Genomic DNA, 17,016 nt, shown 5'->3' with positions numbered 1-17,016 from the left:
GTGAAACAGGTTGTGCAGAACTACCGGAGCGGCGAGCTGGCGCTGCTCGACGTGCCGGTGCCGCGGTGCAAGCCGGGCGGGGTGCTGGTCCGCAGCGCCTACTCGCTGATCTCCACCGGGACCGAGCTGATGAAGGTGTCCGAGGCCGGCATGTCGATGCTGGGCAAGGCCCGCTCCCGGCCGGACCAGGTCGCCAAGGTCGTGCAGAGCGTGGCCGCCAACGGGGTGCCCGCCACCTATCGCAAGGTGATGGGCAAACTGGACTCCTACACGCCGCTGGGCTACTCGCTGTGCGGGGTGGTCGAGCAGGTCGGCGCCGGGATCGACGGGCTGGCGGCCGGCGACCTGGTGGCCTGCGCCGGCAACGAGCACGCGCTGCACGCCGAGCTGAACTGGGTGCCGAAGAACCTCTGCGCGCGGGTGCCGGACGGCCTCGCGCCGCGGCACGCGGCCTTCGGCACCGTCGGGTCGATCGCGCTCCAGGGCGTCCGCCGCGGCGAGTCGCAGCTCGGGGACGTGGCGCTGGTCATCGGCCTCGGGCTGATCGGGCAGCTGGTGGTGCAGCTGCTCGCCGCCTCCGGCGTCCGCGTCGTCGGCGCCGACCCCGACCCGGTGCGCTGCGCGCTCGCCGCGCGCCTGGGCGCGGCGGCCTGCGGCGATCCCGGCTCCCCGGCCGTGGAGCACGCCGTCGCCGAACTCTCCGGCGGGCACGGCGCGGACCAGGTGTACCTGGCCGCCGGCGGCGGCAGCAACCAGCCCGTCGAGCTGGCCGCCCGGCTGAGCCGGGACCGCGGCCGGGTCGTCGACATCGGCAAGTGCCGCCTGGACCTGCCGTGGAACGCGTACTACGAGAAGGAACTCGACGTCCGCTTCTCGCGCGCCTACGGCCCCGGGCGCTACGACCCGGAGTACGAGCTCGAAGGGCGCGACTACCCGATCGGGTACGTGCGCTGGACCGAGCGCCGCAACCTCGTGTGCTTCCTCGACCTCCTCGCCCGCGGCAGCGTCGACGTGGAGCCCCTGATCGACCGCGTCGCCGCTTTCGACGACGCCGTCGAGACGTACCGGAGCCTTGCGGACGGCGCGTCGAAGGCGGTGGCCGTGCTGTTCCGGTACCCCGGGCCCGCGCCGGAGGAGCGGGCGGAGGCGGCGCCCGCGGCGGTGGCGGTGCCCGCCGCGGACGTGCGGCCGCGACCGGTGCGGGCCGCGCCGACGCCGGTGCGCGTCGCGTTCGTCGGTGCGGGGAGCTACGCCGCGTCGATGCTGCTGCCGCACCTCGCGCGGCGCGACGGCGTCGCGCTGTCGACCGTCGTGACGACGACGGCGCTGTCCGCCGCCAACGCGCAGCAGAAGTTCGGCTTCGCCGAGGCGACCACCGACCTCGACGCGGTGCTCGGCGACCAGACCATCGACGCGGTGTTCATCGTCACCCGCCACAGCTCGCACGCCGCGCTGACCCGGCAGGCGCTGCTCGCCGGCAAGGCGGTGTTCGTGGAGAAGCCCCTGGCGCTCACCGAGGAGGAGCTGGCCGGGGTGCTCGCGGCGGTGGAGGAGTCCGGCAACGACCGGCTCCAGGTGGGCTTCAACCGCCGGTTCGCGCCGCTGCTGCGGGAGGCCAAGGAGCGGTTCGGGGCCCGGTCCGGTCCGGCGAGCCTGCGCTACCTGGTCAACGCGGGCCGCCTGGAGCCCGGCAGCTGGTACCTCCGGCAGGACACCGAGGGCTCGCGGTTCGCCGGCGAGGGCGGGCACTTCATCGACACCGCGAGCTGGCTGCTCGGGGCCGACCCGGTCTCGGTCCACGCGGTCGCCACGCCCGGTGACGGCGACCTCCAGGTCATGCTGCGCTACCCGGACGGGTCCACCGCCGTCCTCAGCTACCTCACCACGGGCGCGCGCGGCTTCCCCAAGGAGACGCTCGACCTGGTCGCGGACGGCAAGGTGCTCACGCTCGACGACTTCGTACGCGCCTGCGTGTACGGCCGCAAGCGGTGGAGCAGCCCCCGGCTGCCCCGGGGGCGGGACAAGGGCCAGAACGCCGAACTGGCCGCGTTCGTCCGGGCGGTGCGGACCGGCGGCCCGATGCCGGTGCCGCTCGCCTCGCTGGCCGCCACCACGGCGGCCACCCTCGCCGTGCCGGCCTCCTTGGCCGGTGGCGCGCCGGTGGCGCTGGCGGCGGCGCGATGACCATGGGCGCGGGCTGGTACCTCCGGCGGCTGTCCCGGATGGGGCCGCGGGAGGTCGGCGGCCGGATGGGCGACGCGGTGCGCAGGCGGCGGTGGCGGGCGGCGCCGCCCGACTGCCCGCGGGTGACCGGCGCCCGGTTCACCGCGGTGCTGCCCGCGGGTGCGCTCGCCGCCGTGCCCCCGGACGCCGCGCGGCGCCTGGTGGCCACGGCGGACCGGCTGATGGCGGGGCGGGCGACGTACTTCGGGGTGGACCGCGACGACCTCGCCGCCCCGGACTGGGCGTACGACCCCAGGACCGGGCGCCGGGCCCCGTCGGGCTACGCGTTCGACGTGCCGTACCGGGACGAGGACGCGGTCGGGGACATCAAGCAGATCTGGGAGCTGTCCCGGCACCAGTACCTCACCGTGCTGGCCGCCGCCCACGCGCTCACCGGCGCGGAGCGGTACGCCGAGCGGGTGGCCGCGCACCTGCGGTCGTGGTGGGCGGCCAACCCGCCGCTGCGCGGTGTGCACTGGACCAGCGGCATCGAGCTGGGCATCCGGCTGCTGTCCTGGGTGTGGATCCGCCGGCTGCTCGACGGCTGGCCGGGCGCGGCCGCGCTGTTCGAGGACAACCCGGTGGCGCACCGGCAGATCTGGCACCACCAGCGCTGGCTGGCCGCCTTCCCCAGCCGCGGGTCCTCGGCGAACAACCACGTCATCGCCGAGGCCGCCGGGCAGTGCGCCGCGGCCTGCGCGTTCGGGTGGTTCCCCGGCTCGGCGCGCTGGCGGGCCGACGCCCTGCGGTCCCTGGAGCGGCAGCTGCGCGCCAACACCTTCGGCTCGGGCCTCAACCGCGAACTGGCCACCGAGTACCACGGGCTGGTGCTGGAGCTGGGCCTGGCCGCGGTGGCCGAGGCGGACGCCGCCGGCGTGCCGGTCCCCGCGCCGGTCCGGCTGGTGCTGCTGCGGATGACCGACGCGCTCGCGGCCGTCGTGGACGGCCGGCTGCGGCCGCCGCGCCAGGGGGACGCGGACGACGGCCACGGTCTGGTCGTGGACGGCGCGGGCACCGACCGCTGGGCCTCGCTGCTGGCCACCGGGGACGCGGTGTTCGGCCGGCTCGCCTGGTGGCCGGAGGCGGCCGGCACCGATGTGCGCACCCCGCTGCTGGCCGCGCTCGTCCGGCCCACCCGCCTGCCCGCGGCCCGCCCGGCGCACCGGCCGGCCCACTTCGCCGACGCCGGGCTCACGATCCTGCGCGGCCCGGAGGAGATCTGGTGCCGCTGCGACGGCGGTCCGCACGGGTTCCTGTCCATCGCCGCGCACGCCCACGCGGACGCGCTGTCCGTGGAGGTCCGGCACGACGGGGTCGAGGTGCTCGCCGACCCGGGGACGTTCTGCTACCACGGGCAGCCCGAGTGGCGGCGGTACTTCCGCTCGACCCTCGGCCACAACACCCTGTGCCTGGACGGCGGTGACCAGTCCGCCTCCGGCGGGCCGTTCCTGTGGACCCGGCACGCCCGCAGCCGCGTCCTGGCCGCGGACACCGGCACCAAAGGGACCGCGCGCTGGTGCGCCGAGCACGACGGGTACCGGGGCTCGGTGCACCGCCGGCGGGTGGAACTGACGGCGGCGCGCCGGGAATTGCGGGTGGTCGACGAGGTGCGCGGCCCGCGCCGGACCGCGCACCTGGCGTTCCACCTCGGCCCGGCGATCACCGCGGACCTGGTGGGGAACCAGGCGCGGCTGGCCTGGACCCGGGACGGCGAGGACCGCTCCGCGGTGCTCGACCTGCCCGGGCAGCTGTCCTGGCGGGCGCACCGCGGCGAGACCGATCCGCCGCTGGGCTGGTACTCCCCCGGCTTCGGGCGCAAGGAACCGGCCACCACGCTGGTCGGCACCGGCATCACCGACGGCGCGGCGGCGTTCACATCCGTCCTCCGGTTCGGCGGCCAGGGGGGCGCGTGGAGATGACGTGGCGGCCCCGGGTGCGGCCGGCCGCGCCGTCCGCACCCGGGGCGGCGGATGAGCCGGGCGCGGACCGCGCGCCGCGGACCGTCGGGGCGGCCTGGGGGCTGCTGATCCTCAACACGCTCGGTTCCACCGGGGCGAGGACCCTCGTCCCGCTGCCCCGCTCCCTCATCCAGATGATCACCATGGGCGCGCTGGTCACCGCGTTCGCGCTGGCGCTGGCCGCCAACCGCCGGCTGCGCGTCCGGCCCAGTGCCTACCTGTTCCTGCTGACCCTGCTGCTGGTGCCGAGCGTGCTCTCCAGCGCCCAGCTGGGGTCCGGGCTCGGCGCGCTGTTCCGGTGCGCCCGGCTGGCGCTCTTCGTCGCCACGCTGTGGCTGCTCAGCCGCTGGTGGGACGGCGGCCCGGGGTTCGCCCGGCACCACGTGAGGATGTACTTCGCGGTGCTCGTCTCGGTGGCCGCCGGCCTGGTCCTCTCCCCGGGCGCGGCGCTGCCCGACCTGTACGGCGGCCGGCTGGTCGGTGCGCTGTGGCCGCTCACCCCGCCGCAGATCGGCCAGTACGCCGCGGTGGTCACCGGACTCGCCGTGCTGCTGGTGCTGGGGCGCCGGACCGATCGGGGCAGCGCGGCGCTGGTCGTCGTGCCGTCCCTCGTGCTGCTCGCGCTGACCCACACCCGGACGGCGACGCTCGGCCTGCTCGTCGGGCTGGCGCTGGCGGTCGGCTCGCTCGTCCTGACCAGCGCCGCCGCCCGCCGGTTCTTCACCTGGACGGTGCTGGGCGCCGCCGTGGCCGCGGTGGGGCTCGGCGGACCGCTGCGGGCGTGGTTCCTGCGCGGGCAGAGCCAGGAGAACTTCACCAGCCTCACCGGCCGGGCCAAGGTCTGGGACGCCCTGCTGGCGGCGCCCCGGACGCTCGGCCAGGAGGTGTTCGGCACGGGCCTGGGCGACAAGTCGTTCGGCGGGCTGCCGATCGACAACAGCTGGCTGGCCGTCTACCACGAGCAGGGCCTGGCCGGCGTCGCCCTGGTGGCGGCGGTGCTGCTGGTCCTGGGCGGGGTCGCGCTGCTGCGGCCGCCGTCGCTGTCGCGGGCCTGCGCGCTCTTCCTGATCAGTTACTGCGCGATCGCGTCGTACACCGAGGCCGGACTGGGCGACGCCGCACCGTACCTGCTGCATCTGACGGTGGCCGCCTCGCTGCTGGCGGCGCCCGGCACCCCCCGGCGCGTCCCGCGCGGGGCCCGGGAAGGGGAGGTGACCTGAGCATGCACGTCCTGGTGGTGCACAACCGCTACGGCTCGGCGCAGCCGAGCGGGGAGAACACGGTCGTCGACCAGGAGGTGGCGCTGCTGCGCGCGGCCGGCCACCGGGTCGAGGTGTTCGAGCGGCGCAGCGACGACATCGCCGCCCGGTCCCTGCTGGGCAAGGCCGCGGTGCCGCTGCTGGTGCCGTGGAACCCGGCGGTGCGCGCGGAGCTGGCGGCCCGGCTCCGCACCGGGCGGCCGGACGTGGTGCACATCCACAACGTCTTCCCGCTGCTGTCGCCCTCGGTGCTGGCCGCCTGCGCCGACGCCGGTGTGCCGGCCGTCGCCACGCTGCACAACTACACCCAGGTCTGCCCACCCGGCACGCTCCAGCGGGACGGCCGCCCGTGCACCGAGTGCGTCGGGACCGCGCCGCTGCCCGCCGTCCGGCACGGCTGCTACCGCGGCTCCCGGCTGGCGACGGTGCCGCTCGCGGTCAGCCTGGCGGTCAACCGGCGGCGGTGGTGGTCCGGCGTCACCCGGTTCTTCTGCATCTCCGCGGCCCAGCGCGACGTCCTGGTGCGGGCCGGGGTGCCGGGCGGGCGGCTGGCGGTCAAGCACAACTTCGTGCCCGATCCGGGCGCCTGCCGGGCGGGCGCCGGTGAGCACCTGCTCTACCTCGGGCGGCTCGCGGAGGCCAAGGGGGTGCGGCTGCTCATGGCCGCGTGGGACGAGCTCGCCGCGGACGGCGGGGTGGGCGTGCCGCTCGTGATCGCCGGGTCGGGGCCGCTGGAGTCCGAGGTGGCCGCCTGGGCGGCGGGCCGGGACGACGTGCGCTACGCCGGTCTGTACGGCACCGCGGAGTGCCGCGAGGCCCTCGCGCGGTCGGTCGCCGTGGTGGCCCCCTCGACGTGGCTGGAGGCGTTCGGCCTGGTGGTGGTGGAGGCGATGGCGGCCGGCGTCCCGGCCGTCGCCGCCGGCCACGGCGCCTTCACCGAACTCGTCGAGGACGGGGTGACCGGGCTGCTGCACCGGCCGGGCGAGCCCGCCTCGCTCGCGTCCTGCCTGCGGCGGATCACGGCCGGGGCGGACCTGGGCCAGGAGCTGGGCCGGGCGGCCCGGCACCGGTACGAGCGGGACTTCAGCCCGGCCGTCGGGCTGGAGCGCCTGGTGGAGGGGTACCGCACCGCGCTCGCGGTGCGGCCGGAATGAAGGGGGACGGAATCGATGGGGGGCAGCAGATGACACGATGCCGACTCTGCGGCGCGGAAGCGATGGCGAGCGTCGTCGACCTGGGGGCGACGCCGCCGTGCGAGAGCTTCCTCGCCGCGGACCAACTGGACCTGCCGGAACCGGCGTACCCGCTGCACCTGCGGGTCTGCACGGACTGCTGGCTCGCGCAGCTCCCGCCGCTGATCACGCCGGAGGAGACGTTCAGCGAGTACGCGTACTTCTCCTCCTTCTCGACGTCCTGGGTGGAGCACGCGCGCGGCTTCGTCGCCGGCGCCGTGGCGCACCTGGGGCTCGGCCCCGACGCCTTCGTGGTCGAAGTGGCCAGCAACGACGGGTACTTGCTGCGGCACGTGGTGGACCGGGGCATCCGCTGCCTGGGCATCGAGCCGTCGGTGAACGTCGGCGCCGCGGCGCGGGACGCGGGGGTGCCCACGCTCACCGCGTTCCTGTCCCCGGCCACCGGCGCGGCGGTCCGCGCCGAGCACGGCCCGGCGGACCTGGTCGTGGCCAACAACGTCTACGCGCACATCCCCGACGTGGCCGGCTTCACCCGGGGGCTGCGCGCCCTGGTCGCCGACGACGGCTGGGTCTCCCTGGAGGTGCAGCACCTGCTGACCCTGATCGAGGGGAACCAGTACGACACGATCTACCACGAGCACTTCCAGTACTACACGGTCGCCTCCGCGATCCGCGCCCTGGCGAGCGGCGGACTGGCCCTGGTGGACGCCGAGGTGCTGCCCACGCACGGCGGTTCGCTCCGGCTGTGGGCCCGGCCGGCCGAGGCGGCCGGCGAGCCGACCCGCCGGGTGGCGGACCTGCTGGCCCGGGAGAAGGCCGCGGGCCTCCAGGAGCTGTCCGGGTACGCGGAGTTCTCCGCGCGGGTGGCCACGGTGCGCCGGGACCTGCTGGCGTTCCTCATCGGGGCGGCCGAGCGGGGCGAGACGGTCGTCGGCTACGGCGCGCCGGGCAAGGCCACCACCCTGCTCAACCACTGCGGCATCCGGCCCGACCTGCTCGCGTACACCGTCGACCGGAACCCGTACAAGCACGGCAGGTTCACGCCGGGCACCCGGATCCCGATCCTGCCGCCCGAGCGGATCGCCGCCGACAAGCCGGACCACGTCCTCGTCCTCCCGTGGAACCTCCGGGCCGAGCTGGTCGAGCAGCTGTCCTACGTGGGCGCCTGGGGCGGCCGACTGGTCTTCCCCATCCCGGAACTGAGCATCGTCGAGGTCGCCTCCGGAAAGGGCACCGCATGAAGGTCGTTCTGTTCTGCGGCGGTTACGGGATGCGGATGCGCCAGGGCGCGGGCGACGACGTGCCCAAGCCGATGGCGATGGTCGGCCCGCGGCCGCTGATCTGGCACGTCATGCGCTACTACGCGCACTTCGGGCACACCGAGTTCATCCTGTGCCTGGGCCACGGGGCTCACCACATCAAGGACTTCTTCCTCACCTACGAGGAGACCGCGTCCAACGACTTCGTGCTGCGGGGCGGGCGGACCGAGCTGCTGTCCACCGACATCGCCGACTGGACGATCACGTTCGCGCAGACCGGCGTCGCCTCGCCGATCGGGGAGCGCCTCCGCCGGGTGCGGCACCACCTGGACGGCGACGAGATGTTCCTCGCCAACTACGCCGACGTGCTCACCGACGCCCCGCTGCCCGAGATGATCGACCGGTTCGCGCAGCGCGACGCGGGCGCGTCGATGATGGTCGTGCCGCCCCAGTCCTCCTTCCACTGCGTGGAGCTGGGCGAGGACGGCCTGGTCGGCGGCATCACCGCGGTGAGCGAACTGCCGCTGTGGGAGAACGGCGGCTACTTCGTGCTGCGCCAGGAGGTCTTCGACCACCTCCCGGAGAACGGTGACCTGGTCGCCGACGGCTGCGCCCGGCTCGCCAAGCGGGGGCGGCTCGTGGCGCACCGGCACCGCGGCTTCTGGAAGCCGACCGACACCGTCAAGGAACGGGCCGCGCTCGACGCCGCCTACGCCCGGGGCGACCGCCCGTGGGCCGTGTGGGAGCGGGACGGCGCGGGGGTGAGCGCATGATCCGCCTCGGCGCCGGGCGCCTGGACCGGATCGTCGCGGTGGGCGCGCACTGCGACGACATCGCCATCGGCGCGGGCGGCACCCTGCTGACGATGTGCCTGGCCCGGCCGGGGCTCCGGGTCGACGCGCTGGTGCTCTCGGGCGGCGGCACCGAGCGCGAGCAGGAGGAGCGGACCGCGCTCGCCGCGTTCTGCCCGGGCGCCGACCTGCGGCTGACCGTCCTGAAGCTGCCGGACGGCCTGCTGCCCGCGTACTGGGACGAGGCCAAGGCCGCGGTCGAGGAGGTGCGCACGGGCATCGAGCCGGACCTGGTGCTGGCCCCGCGGACCGAGGACGCGCACCAGGACCACCGCGGTCTGGCGAAGCTGGTCCCCACCGCCTTCCGGGACCACCTCGTGCTGGGCTACGAGATCGTCAAGTGGGACGGCGATCTGGGCCGTCCGGCCGCCTACCAGCCGCTGTCACCGCGGATCGCCGAACGGAAGGTCCGGCTGCTCCAGGAGCACTACCCCTCGCAGCGGCACCGGCCCTGGTACGACCGGGAGGCTTTCCTCGGCCTCGCGCGGATCCGCGGCATCGAATGCCGTGCGCGCTACGCCGAGGCGTTCGCCGTCACCAAACTCACGCTCACTCTTGGGGGTTGACCCGTGCGCGTACTGCTGACCGGACACCAGGGCTACCTGGGCACCGTCATGGCCCCGGTCCTCGAAGCCGCCGGACACGACGTCGTCGGCCTCGACTCCGGCCTGTTCGCCGACTGCATCCTCGGCCCGGCACCCGCCGACCCGCGGGGACACCGCGTCGACCTGCGCGATGTCACCGCCGACCACGTGGCAGGGGTGGACGCCGTGATCCACCTCGCCGCGCTCTCCAACGACCCGCTCGGCTCGCTGGCGCCCGAGCTCACCTACGCCATCAACCACCACGCCTCGGTCCGCCTCGCCCGGCTGGCCCGCGACGCGGGGGTGAAGCGCTTCCTGTACGCGTCCACGTGCTCGGTCTACGGCGCGGCGGGCGGCGACGCCCTCGTGGGCGAGGACGCCCCGCTGCGCCCCGTCACCCCGTACGCCGAGTCCAAGGTGCGCGTCGAGGACGACCTGCACGCACTGGCCGACGAGGACTTCTCCCCGGTCTACCTGCGCAACGCCACCGCCTTCGGCCACTCCCCCCGGCTGCGCGCCGACATCGTGCTGAACAACCTGGTGGGCCACGCGCTGCTGACCGGCGAGGTGCGGGTGCTCTCCGACGGCACCCCCTGGCGCCCGCTGGTGCACGCCGCCGACATCGCCCGCGCCTTCACGGCCGCACTCACCGCACCCCGTGCGGCCGTCCATGACCGGGCCTTCAACATCGGCAGCGAGGCCAACAACGTCACGGTCGCCGAGATCGCCGAGCAGGTCGCCGAGGCGGTCCCCGGTGCGAAGGTGAACATCACCGGCGAGAACGGCGCCGACCCGCGCTCGTACCGCGTGGACTTCTCCCGCTTCCGCGCCGCGATCCCCGGCTTCGACTGCGCGTGGACGGTGCAGCGGGGCGCGCGCGAACTCGCCGGCGCCTACCGGGCGTTCGGCCTGACCGGGAAGGACTTCGACAACCGGTTCACCCGGCTCGCCGTGCTGCGCGCGGCCTCCGGCGCGGGCGCCGTCGACGACACCCTGCGGTGGCGCCGGTGACCGCCGCGGGCGAGGAGATGCACGCCCTGGTGGAGCGGCTGTACCCGCTGTGCCGGAGCATCACCGGCGACGGGGTGCGGGCCACCCTGGACATCGTCGGCGAGTACGTCCCGCTCCGGGTGCACGAGGTGCCGACCGGGACGCGGGTGCTCGACTGGACGGTGCCGCAGGAGTGGAACATCCGCGACGCGTACATCGCCGACCCCGCCGGCAGGCGGGTCGTCGACTTCGCCGCGTCCAGTCTGCACGTCCTCGGCTACAGCGTGCCGGTGTCCGCGACCATGCCGCTGGCCGAGCTGCGCGCCCACCTGCACACCCTGCCGGACCACCCGTCCTGGGTGCCGTACCGCACCAGCTACTACACCCCGGACTGGGGCTTCTGCCTGGCCCAGGAGACCCTGGACGCGCTGCCCGACGGCGACTACGAGGTGCGCATCGACACCACCCTCGCCGACGGCCACCTCACCTACGCCGAGCACGTGGTCCCCGGCCGGGTCCCGGACGAGGTGCTGGTCTCCTGCCACGTCTGCCACCCGTCGCTGGCCAACGACAACCTGGCCGGTATCGCGGTGGCGACCTATCTGGCCCGCTCGCTGGCCGGGCGGTCCCCGTACTACACCTACCGGTTCCTGTACGCGCCCGGCACCATCGGCGCGATCACCTGGCTGGCGCGCAACGCGGAGCGGATCGACCGGGTCCGGCACGGGCTGGTGCTGGCCTGCGCCGGCGACCGGGGCCACCTGACGTACAAGCAGAGCAGGCGCGGCGACGCCGAGATCGACCGGGTACTCCGCCACGTCCTCACCACGTCCCGACGACCGCACGAGATAACGGAGTTCACGCCGTACGGCTACGACGAGCGGCAGTTCTGCTCGCCCGGCTTCGACCTCGGCGTGGGCTCGCTCAGCCGGACGCCCTACGCCGCGTACCCCGAGTACCACACCTCGGCGGACAACCCGGACTTCGTCTCCCCCGAGGCACTGGCGGACACCCTCGCCGTCTGCCGCGAGGCGTTCGCCGTCCTCGACCGCAACCGGCGGTACCGCAACCAGAGTCCGTACGGCGAACCGCAGTTGGGGCGGCGCGGCCTCTACGACGCGCTCGGCGGCCGCAGCGACACCAAGGAGGCCCAGATGGCGATGCTCTGGGTGCTCAGCCTCTCCGACGGCGCGCACAGCCTGCTCGACGTCGCCGAGCGGTCCGGGCTGCCGTTCGACACCGTCGCCGCCGCGGCCGACGCCCTGCACGGCGCCGGGCTGGTCGCGGTATGACACCGAGGGCCACCGAGGGGGAGGACCGGGCGGTCCCCCCGACCGCACCGGGCCGGGCCGCCGGGCGGGCCCTCGCCGGCCGGCTGTCCTGGGGACTGGCCGATCAGGCGGCCTCCAGCGTGACCAACTTCGCGGTGGGCGCCTACGTGGCGCGCTCGCTGGGGGTGACCGCGTTCGGCGTGTTCAGCCTGGCCTGGGTGACCTACGGCGTGGTGCTCAACGTCTCCCGCGGGCTGGCCACCGACCCGCTCGTGGTGCGCTTCAGCGGTGTGCCGGAGTCGTCCTGGCGCGCGGCGGTGGCCCGGGCCTCGGGTACCGCGCTCGGCGTCGGCGGCGCCGTCGGCGCGGTGTGCCTGGTGGCCGGGCCGGTGCTCGGCGGCCGCGTGGGGACCGCGTTCGCCTGCCTCGGCGTGCTGCTGCCGGGGCTGCTGCTCCAGGACGCCTGGCGGTTCGCGTTCTTCGCCGCCGGCGCCGGGCGGAAGGCGTTCGCCAACGACCTGGTGTGCGGCGTCGCGCTCGTCCCGGCCATGGTCGCGGCGGACCGGGTGGGCAGCGTGGCCGCGTTCGTGCTCGCCTGGGGCGCGGCCGCCGCGGTGGCCGCCGCCTACGGCTGCCTCCAGTCCGGCATCCGGCCCCGGATCGGCGGGGCCCGCGGGTGGCTCGGCGAGCAGCGCGACCTCGGCTCCCGGTACCTCGTCGAGAACGTCAGCCTCAGCGGCGCGAGCCAGCTGCGGGCGTACGGGCTCGGTGCGATCGCCGGGGTCGGCGCGGTGGGTGCGGTGCGGGGCGCCGAGCTCCTGCTCGGCCCGTTCCTCGCCGTGCTGATGGGGCTGTCGCTGGTCACCGTGCCGGAGGCGGCCCGGGTGCTGCGGCAGGCCCCGCACCGCCTCGGCGCGTTCTGCCTGGTGCTGGGCGGCGGGCAGGCCGTCGCCGCGCTGCTCTGGGGCGGGGCGCTGCTGCTGGTGCCGGACCGGCTCGGCGAGCTGGTGCTCGGCGGCGTCTGGCACTCCGCCGCGGCGCTCATCGTGCCGGTCACCCTCGGCGTGGCGGGCGCGGGCCTGGGCACCGGCGCGGCGGCCGGGCTGCGCGCGCTCGGCGCGGCCCGGCGCAGCCTGCGCTGCCAGCTGTTCGCCTCCCTGTGCTACGTCGGCGGCGGTCTCGGCGGGGCGGCCGCCGCCGGGACCGCCGGCTCGGCCTGGGGCGTCGCCGCCGCGACCGTCAGCGGCTCGGCCGTGTGGTGGCTCCAGCTCCGGTCCGCCCTGCCCGAGCACCGTCCCGACCCCCTCCCGGAAGCGAGGACCCCATGACCGCCCGTCCCAGGCTGAGCATCGGCCTGCCCGTGTACAACGGCGAGGAGTACCTGGCCGAGTCGCTCGACGCCCTGCTGGGGCAGACCTACGAGGACTTCGAGCTGATCATCTCCGACAACGCCTCGACCGACGGCACCCAGGACATCTGCCGCCGGTACGCCGCGCAGGACGCGCGCATCCGCTACCTCCGGCTGCCCCGGAACATCGGCGCCACGCCGAACCACAACCGCGTGTTCGCCGCGTCCCGCGGCGAACTGTTCAAGTGGGCCTCGCACGACGACCTGTACGGCCGGGACCTGCTGCGCCGCTGCGTCCAGGCGCTGGACGAGCGGCCGGACGTGATCCTCGCGCACACCGGCCAAGCGGTCGTCGACGGCGGCGGCGCGCTGAAGGTCCCCTACGCGTACGGGCTCGCCACCGACTCGCCGCACCCGCCCGAACGCTTCCGCAGCCTGCTGTTCGAGCCCGGCGGCGACGACTTCTACGGGGTGCTGCGGGCCGAGGTGTTGCGCCGGGTGAAACCGCTGGACAGCTACCACCACGCGGACCGCACGTTCGTCGCCGAACTCACCCTGCACGGGCCCTTCCACCAGGTGCCGGAGCTGCTGTACTTCCGCCGCGACCACCCCGCCCGCGCCGAGCGGGCGAATCCGGGCAAGCGCGCCCGGTGCGTCAACCTCGACCCGCGCCGGGCGGGCCCGCTGCACCCGACGCCCCGGCTGCTCGCCGAGTACGTCTGGGGCTTCGCCGCGGCGGTCCGGCGCGCGCCGCTGTCCCCGGCCGACCGGCGCGCCTGCTACCGCCACCTGGCCGCGTGGCTGGCCAGCCGGGCCCGGCCGGGCGCCGGCGAGCGGGTCGAGGACCGCGCCCCGGTCGACCCGGGCCGGGTCGCCGTCTGCGTCGACGCCCTGGTCGCCGGCCGTGAGGGGAGGCAGGCATGACGTCCGCGGACCGGGCCCCCGTGCGCGTCGGGGTGTTCGGCCTGCTCGGCTCCGGCAACCTCGGCAACGACGGGTCGCTGGAGGCCCTGCTCGGGTACCTCCGCGCCGCGCATCCGGAGGCGGTCGTGGACGCGCTGTGCGGCGGACCCGAGGCCGTGACGGCCCGGTTCGGGATCCCGGCGACGCGGCTGCACTGGTACCGCGGGGAGTACCGGACCGCGTCGCGGGCCGGCGCGATCGCGGCGAAGGCGCTGGGCAAACTCGTCGACGCCTTCCGCACCGCCGCCTGGGTGCGCCGGCACGACGTGGTGATCGTGCCGGGCATGGGCGTCCTGGAGGCCACCCTGCCGCTGCGGCCGTGGGGCTTCCCGTACGCGCTGTTCCTGCTCTGCGCGGCCGGCCGGCTGCTGCGCACCCCGGTCGCGCTGGTCAGCGTCGGCGCCGCGGCGATCGGCAGCCGGCCGACGCGGGCCCTGGTGCGCCGGGCGGCGCGGCTGGCCGCGTACCGGTCGTACCGGGACACCCGGTCCCGCGACGCGCTGCGGGCGATGGGCGTGGACACCGCGGGCGACGGGGTCTACCCGGACCTCGCGTTCGCCCTGCCGGTCCCCCGGGCGAGCGGGCCCCCGGCCCCGCCGGGCCGGGTCTGCGTCGGCGTCATGGACTTCCACGGCGGCGACGACGACCGCGCCCGGGCCGACGCGATCCACCGGCGCTACCTCGACGGCACCACGCGCTTCGTCCGCGCGCTGGTCGCGGACGGCAGGCCGGTCCGGCTGCTGACCGGCGACAGCTGCGACGCGCCGGTGGCCGCCGCGATCCTGGCCGCGGTGGACTCACCGCTGGTCACCGCCGCCGAGGCGGCCTCCCTCGCCGACCTGATGCGGGAGACGGCGGCCGCCGACACCGTGGTGGCGATCCGCTACCACAACCTCGTCTGCGCGCTGAAGGCCGGTACGCCGACGCTCGCCCTGAGCTACGCGGCGAAGAGCGACGCGCTCATGGCGCGGATGGGGCTCGGCGCGTACTGCCACCCGGCCCGCGAGCTGGACGCCGGGCGGCTGCTGGAGCAGTTCCGGGCGCTGGAGGAGCACGCCGCTGACCTGCGCCGCACCCTGGCCGAGCGCAACCGGCTCGCCACCGGCCAACTCACCGCCCAGTTCACCGACCTGACCGCGACCCTGTTCCCCGCGCCCGGCCCCGCCCCCACCGTACGGAAGGCCCCATGAAAGCCACCGAAGTCCCGCAGATCGCCGGCGCGTACCTGTTCGAGCCGGAGCCGCACGCCGACGAACGCGGCTTCTTCTGCCGCACCTTCGACGCCGACGTCGTCCGCTCGGTGGGCCTGGACCCGCACGCCTTCGTCCAGGACAGCGTGTCCCGCTCGGCCCGGGGCGTACTGCGCGGCCTGCACCTGCGCTCCGGCGCCGGCGAGGCCAAGCTCGTGCGGTGCGCCTACGGAAGGATCTTCGACGTCGTGGTGGACCTGCGGCCGGACTCGCCGACCTACCGCCACCGGGCCTGCTTCGCGTTGTCCGGCGAGACCCAGGCGACCGTGTACGTTCCGGCGGGCTGCGCGCACGGCTTCCAGGCCCTGACCGCAACCGCCGACACCGCGTACCGGATCGACCGCCCGCACGATCCCGCCGAGGACGTGGTGATCGCCTTCGACGACCCGGAACTGGCCATTCCGTGGCCGCTGCCGGTCACCTCGATGTCCCGGCGGGACCGGGAGGCGCCCCGGCTCGCCGAGGTCCTGACGCACCGGGAGAAGTGAGGCCGCCGTGGACACCGAACACCCCGAAGACACCGCGGAGTTCCGCCTTTCCCGGTCGCGGGCGGCGAACGAGCGGCTGCACGCCCTGATCCCCGGGGGCGCGCACACCTACGCCAAGGGCGACGACCAGTACCCCGAGCACCTGGCCCCGGTCATCAGCCACGGCCGCGGCGCCCACGTGTGGGACATCGACGGCAACCGCTACCTGGAGTACGGCTCGGGTCTGCGGTCGGTCAGCCTCGGCCACGCCCACCCCCGCGTGACCGAGGCGGTGCGGCGGGAAATCAGCCGCGGCAGCAACTTCGTCCGGCCGTCCGTGGTGGAGGTCGAGGCCGCGGAACGCTTCCTGGCCACGGTGCCGACCGCCGAGATGGTCAAGTTCGCCAAGAACGGCTCCGACGTCACCACCGCGGCGGTGCGCCTCGCCCGCGCCGCCACCGGGCGCCCGCGGGTGGCCCTCTGCGCCGACCACCCGTTCTTCTCCACCGACGACTGGTTCATCGGCACCACGCCGATGTCCGCCGGCGTGCCGGCGGCGACCGCCGGGCTCACCGTGACGTTCCCCTACGGGGACCTGGCCGCCACCGAGGAGCTGCTCACCCGGTACCCGGACGAGATCGCCTGCCTGATCCTCGAACCCGCCGCCCGCACCGAGCCGCCGCCCGGCTACCTCGCCGGCCTGCGCCACCTGGCCGACCGGTACGGCTGCGTCCTGGTCTTCGACGAGATGATCACCGGCTTCCGCTGGTCCGAGGCGGGCGCCCAGGGCCTGTACGGCGTCGTCCCCGATCTCTCCACGTTCGGCAAGGCGCTGGGCAACGGCTTCGCCGTCTCCGCGCTGGCCGGGCGCCGCGCCCTGATGGAGCGCGGCGGCCTGCGCCACTCCGGCGACCGGGTGTTCCTGCTGTCCACCACGCACGGCGCCGAGACGCACTCGCTGGCCGCCGCGATGGCCGTGCAGGCCACCTACACCGAGGAGGGCGTCACCGCGCGCCTGCACGCCCTCGGGGAGCGGCTGGCCGCCGGTGTCCGCGACGCCGCGGCGCGCACGGGCGTGGGCGACCACCTCCTCGTCCGGGGCCGGGCCAGCAACCTGGTCTTCGCCACCCTCGACGAGAACCGGCAGCCCTCGCAGCCGTACCGCACCCTGTTCCTGCGCCGGCTCCTCGCGGGCGGCGTGCTGGCCCCGTCGTTCGTGGTGAGCAGCGCGCTGGGCGAGGCCGACATCGACCGCACCATCGAGGTGGTGGCCCAGGCGTGCGCGGTCTACCGCAAGGCCCTGGACGCCGCCGACCCCACCCCCTGGCTGGCCGGCCGCCCGGTGAAGCCCGTGTTCCGCCGTCGGGCGTGACCCGGCCCGGGCCCGCGCCGGAGGAGCC

14 protein-coding genes are annotated in these 17,016 nt (G+C 75.4%); all 14 read left to right on the top strand.

Annotated elements, in window-relative coordinates; translation table 11 throughout:
• The 14 genes from MUU72_RS28690 to MUU72_RS28625 are packed head-to-tail and all read left to right on the top strand — an operon-like array spanning position 1 to position 16,988.
• On the top strand, positions 1-2,184 hold the full coding sequence (locus MUU72_RS28690; RefSeq protein WP_248016326.1) for a bi-domain-containing oxidoreductase: 2,184 nt from the start codon (positions 1-3) through the stop codon (positions 2,182-2,184).
• Positions 2,181-4,142: a heparinase II/III family protein gene (locus MUU72_RS28685; RefSeq protein ID WP_248016325.1), complete on the top strand. Its 1,962-nt coding sequence runs from the start codon at positions 2,181-2,183 to the stop codon at positions 4,140-4,142. Before MUU72_RS28690 ends, MUU72_RS28685 begins: the two co-directional genes overlap by 4 nt.
• On the top strand, positions 4,139-5,401 hold the full coding sequence (locus MUU72_RS28680) for an O-antigen ligase domain-containing protein (protein ID WP_248016348.1): 1,263 nt from the start codon (positions 4,139-4,141) through the stop codon (positions 5,399-5,401). The genes MUU72_RS28685 and MUU72_RS28680 overlap by 4 nt, the downstream gene beginning before the upstream one ends.
• Positions 5,402-5,403: 2 nt before the next feature.
• A complete protein-coding gene (locus MUU72_RS28675) occupies positions 5,404-6,594 on the top strand; it encodes a glycosyltransferase (protein ID WP_248016324.1) in 1,191 nt (396 codons plus the stop codon).
• A 29-nt stretch (positions 6,595-6,623) separates the two neighbouring features.
• Positions 6,624-7,874, top strand: a complete 1,251-nt coding sequence (locus MUU72_RS28670) for a class I SAM-dependent methyltransferase (RefSeq protein ID WP_248016323.1) — start codon at positions 6,624-6,626, stop codon at positions 7,872-7,874.
• Complete coding sequence (locus MUU72_RS28665) at positions 7,871-8,665, top strand: glycosyltransferase family protein (RefSeq protein WP_248016322.1); 795 nt, start codon at positions 7,871-7,873, stop codon at positions 8,663-8,665. The genes MUU72_RS28670 and MUU72_RS28665 overlap by 4 nt, the downstream gene beginning before the upstream one ends.
• Positions 8,662-9,309 carry a PIG-L deacetylase family protein gene (locus MUU72_RS28660; RefSeq protein ID WP_248016321.1) on the top strand — a complete coding sequence of 216 codons (648 nt, stop codon included), beginning with the start codon at positions 8,662-8,664 and terminating at the stop codon, positions 9,307-9,309. The genes MUU72_RS28665 and MUU72_RS28660 overlap by 4 nt, the downstream gene beginning before the upstream one ends.
• A 3-nt stretch (positions 9,310-9,312) precedes the next feature.
• Positions 9,313-10,338 carry an NAD-dependent epimerase/dehydratase family protein gene (locus MUU72_RS28655; RefSeq protein ID WP_248016320.1) on the top strand — a complete coding sequence of 342 codons (1,026 nt, stop codon included), beginning with the start codon at positions 9,313-9,315 and terminating at the stop codon, positions 10,336-10,338.
• A complete protein-coding gene (locus MUU72_RS28650; protein WP_248016319.1) occupies positions 10,326-11,609 on the top strand; it encodes a DUF4910 domain-containing protein in 1,284 nt (427 codons plus the stop codon). Before MUU72_RS28655 ends, MUU72_RS28650 begins: the two co-directional genes overlap by 13 nt.
• Positions 11,606-12,916, top strand: coding sequence for an MATE family efflux transporter (locus MUU72_RS28645; protein ID WP_248016318.1), 1,311 nt, complete (start codon positions 11,606-11,608; stop codon positions 12,914-12,916). Before MUU72_RS28650 ends, MUU72_RS28645 begins: the two co-directional genes overlap by 4 nt.
• Positions 12,913-13,860, top strand: a complete 948-nt coding sequence (locus MUU72_RS28640; protein WP_248016317.1) for a glycosyltransferase family 2 protein — start codon at positions 12,913-12,915, stop codon at positions 13,858-13,860. The genes MUU72_RS28645 and MUU72_RS28640 overlap by 4 nt, the downstream gene beginning before the upstream one ends.
• Positions 13,857-15,089, top strand: a complete 1,233-nt coding sequence (locus tag MUU72_RS28635) for a polysaccharide pyruvyl transferase family protein (protein ID WP_248016316.1) — start codon at positions 13,857-13,859, stop codon at positions 15,087-15,089. The genes MUU72_RS28640 and MUU72_RS28635 overlap by 4 nt, the downstream gene beginning before the upstream one ends.
• Positions 15,086-15,637, top strand: a complete 552-nt coding sequence (locus MUU72_RS28630; RefSeq protein ID WP_248016315.1) for a dTDP-4-dehydrorhamnose 3,5-epimerase family protein — start codon at positions 15,086-15,088, stop codon at positions 15,635-15,637. Before MUU72_RS28635 ends, MUU72_RS28630 begins: the two co-directional genes overlap by 4 nt.
• A 7-nt stretch (positions 15,638-15,644) precedes the next feature.
• Positions 15,645-16,988 carry a glutamate-1-semialdehyde 2,1-aminomutase gene (locus tag MUU72_RS28625; protein ID WP_248016314.1) on the top strand — a complete coding sequence of 448 codons (1,344 nt, stop codon included), beginning with the start codon at positions 15,645-15,647 and terminating at the stop codon, positions 16,986-16,988.
• Positions 16,989-17,016: the final 28 nt, after the last annotated feature.

This window comes from Streptomyces rhizoryzae, from assembly GCF_023155275.1.
GTDB lineage: Bacteria > Actinomycetota > Actinomycetes > Streptomycetales > Streptomycetaceae > Streptomyces > Streptomyces rhizoryzae.
Note: the sequence above shows the minus strand (reverse complement) of the source record. Positions and strands in the feature narration are given on the sequence as shown.